At 53.8% G+C, this 2,788-nt stretch carries 3 protein-coding genes; all 3 read right to left on the bottom strand.

Annotated elements, in window-relative coordinates; all coding sequences use genetic code 11:
- The coding region (locus tag ACMP1L_RS08395; RefSeq protein WP_418452664.1) for a CHC2 zinc finger domain-containing protein at positions 1–602 on the bottom strand (602 nt) is incomplete at its 3' end.
- Positions 603–608: 6 nt separating this feature from the next.
- Positions 609–887: a hypothetical protein gene (locus ACMP1L_RS08390; protein ID WP_009322006.1), complete on the bottom strand. Its 279-nt coding sequence runs from the start codon at positions 885–887 to the stop codon at positions 609–611.
- The coding region (locus tag ACMP1L_RS08385; protein ID WP_418452663.1) for a type IA DNA topoisomerase at positions 884–2,788 on the bottom strand (1,905 nt) is incomplete at its 5' end. The genes ACMP1L_RS08390 and ACMP1L_RS08385, both read right to left, overlap by 4 nt.

The raw sequence follows: 2,788 nt of genomic DNA, 5'->3' as shown, positions 1-2,788 counted from the left end.
TCTCGGTTGGTGGGTTTGTTCTCAGCCATGATTTTCAATCTCCTTTCCAAGTGTGTGATTTCTGCTGTGTGTTCTGCAATCCATGCCTTTTGTTCTTCTTCACTTTCATAAAGAAAAAGGTCCAGCAGGTACTCTACATAGGGTTTCTTCTGGATTGCTTCCACAAAGCGGGGGTGCGGTTCTTCCTCCGGTGTCCTGGGAGAACGGTCGGCTTCCCATTTTTTCAGCAGATAGTAGTAATCGGACAGTACACGGTAACAGCGCTGTCGATTCTCCCGAAACTTCTGTGCCTCGGTTTTTTGCCGGACATATCTCCTGCGGGGCGGGGCCTGACTGTCATAGATCAGGCCAAAGTCCTGTGCCAGTTTCTCCGCCGCTTCTTTTGGGGAGAGGTTAAAGAGCTTTGCGGTAAAGTCGATCACATCCCCATCTTCACCGCAACCAAAGCAGTGGAACCGCTGGTCTACCTTCATGCTGGGGTTCTTATCATCGTGAAAGGGACAGCAGGCCATACCATTTCGTTTGACCTCGATCCCATAAAACGCTGCCGCTTCTCTGGTGCTGACCGACTGCTTGACCGCTTCAAATACATTCTCTGCCATGTGCCTTTAACTGCCGGACTTTTTCACAGGGGGCTGGTATCCGGCGGCTTTCGCACGCTCACTGGCAGCTTTGCGACGCTCGGTGCTGTATGGCTCCCGGACTGATACACACCGCTTGGGGACGGTAAAGTTATGGGCGTCCTTTCGGGTGATCTGGTCGGGATGCTTTTTTGCCAGCAGTTCCAGCTTCTCCATCAGACGAGGATCGTGGGTATAGACCTCAGCCATTGGTTCTGCCTGGTTATAGAGGAGAATGGTTTCCCGTTCCACTAAAGAGAGCTTCATCGGCTGCCTCCTTTCCGCTGGTCAAATTCCAGCTTGAAGTTGGCATACTGTCCATCGTCCTCCAAAACCACAGTGGCATCGTAGGTCTTGCCGGTTTTCTCCGAATATAGCCCCGTCACACGGACACAGCCATCGTTCAGCAGCGCAGACACCACAGCTTTGGTCGGCTGTTTTTTCTTGGTAGCCCACCATTTGTTGTTTTTCCAGATTGCAAATTTGCAAGAATCATTCTGACAGAAGAAGCCTTTTTGCAGTTCTGCAACTTCACCGCCGCAGCGAGGGCATTTGCCCACCACCTCACGGGGCGGAGTGAACAGGTACTCAGTTCCCTTGATGACCTGATAAGTCCCCACCAGATCTTTCAGCATGGTGCTGATCCCGTCCAGAAACTCCTCTGGGGCAAGCTGCCCGCGCTCGATCTCGCCCAGGCGATACTCCCACTCGGCAGTCAGAAGCGGCGATTGCAGTTGTTCCGGCAGCACCGTGATAAGGGATACTGCATCGTGGGAAGGAAGAAGCTGCACCGTTTTTCTGTTCTTTTTTCGCTCCAGAAAACCGGCAGATACCAGCTTTTCCAAAATACCGGCACGGGTGGCCGGTGTCCCCAGACCTTTTCTCTCAGCATCCTCTGGCATATCATCTTTCCCGGCAGTCTCCATTGCGGACAATAGGGTGTCCTCCGTAAAGTGCTGAGGCGGACTGCTTTTGCCTTCTTTGACGATTGCCGCAGAAACCGAAAGTGTCTGTCCTTCGGTCAGCTCCGGCAGGGCTTTCTCTACGCCCTCTTTTTTCGGCTCTGCATCCTTCATTTTGGCACGGTAAGCGTCCTCCAGTGCTTTCCATCCGAGGTGCTTCACTGTTTTCCCTTTTGTGGTAAACTCCCCACCGGCACACGCTGCAATCACAACGGTTTCCGAATAGATATGGGGCTGGGCTACGGCGCACATCAGACGCAGAGCCACCAGCTCCAGCACCGCTTTTTCTCCCGCAGGAAGGGCAGAAAGGTCTGCGTCCTTGAGATTTCTGGTAGGGATTACTGCGTGGTGGTCGGTTACTTTCTTATCGTTGATTACCGTCTGCGGATCACAGGTAAGGGCGATTCCTTTGCGAAACGGCATAGCATTGGCAACCAAATTCACCAGCACCGGCAGGCTGTCTGCCATATCGCCAGTCAGATAGCGGCTGTCAGTACGGGGATAGGTGCAGAGCTTCTTTTCATACAGGCTTTGCAGATAGTCCAGGGTCTGCTGGGCTGTAAATCCAAGCAAGCGGTTGGCATCTCTTTGCAGAGTAGTCAGGTCATAGAGGGCGGGCGGCTTTTCGGACTTTTCCTTGCACTCCACCTTTTTGATCGTGACGGCTGCACCCTGGCAGACTTCTTTCAGCTGCTCGGCAGCGGCCTTATCCGCCATGCGCTCCCCGGATACGGTAAGACCGGGCAGCTCCAGTGCCACGGTATAAAAGGGAACCGGCTTAAAGGTGTCGATCTCAGCTTCTCGCTGGACAATGAGTGCCAGCGTAGGGGACATCACGCGCCCGATGTTGAGGGTGCGGTGGTACAGCACGGAAAAAAGCCTTGTGGCATTGATCCCCACCAGCCAGTCCGCCTTGGCACGGCAGAGGGCAGCATCACGAAGTCCATCATAGTCCGCACCGGGGCGCAGGTTTGCAAAGCCCTCCCTGATGGCGGAGTCCTCCATCGAAGAAATCCAGAGCCTTTTCATCGGCTTTTGACAGCCTGCCAGCTCATAGACACTGCGGAAAATCAGCTCGCCCTCGCGTCCGGCATCGCAGGCATTTACCACTTCCGTCACATCCGGGGCATTCATCAGCTTTTTGAGAATATCAAACTGCTTCTTTTTATCTTTGCCCACCACCATCTGCCAATGCTCCGGCAGGAT

The sequence above is a fragment of the Ventrimonas sp. genome, from assembly GCF_048380235.1.
GTDB lineage: Bacteria > Bacillota > Clostridia > Lachnospirales > Lachnospiraceae > Brotaphodocola.
Note: the sequence above shows the minus strand (reverse complement) of the source record. Positions and strands in the feature narration are given on the sequence as shown.

Excerpts from the sequence above, each read along its gene's own strand:
- ACMP1L_RS08390 (WP_009322006.1), bottom strand. The coding sequence starts at position 887 with ATGAAGCTCTCTTTAGTGGAACGGGAAACCATTCTCCTCTATAACCAG.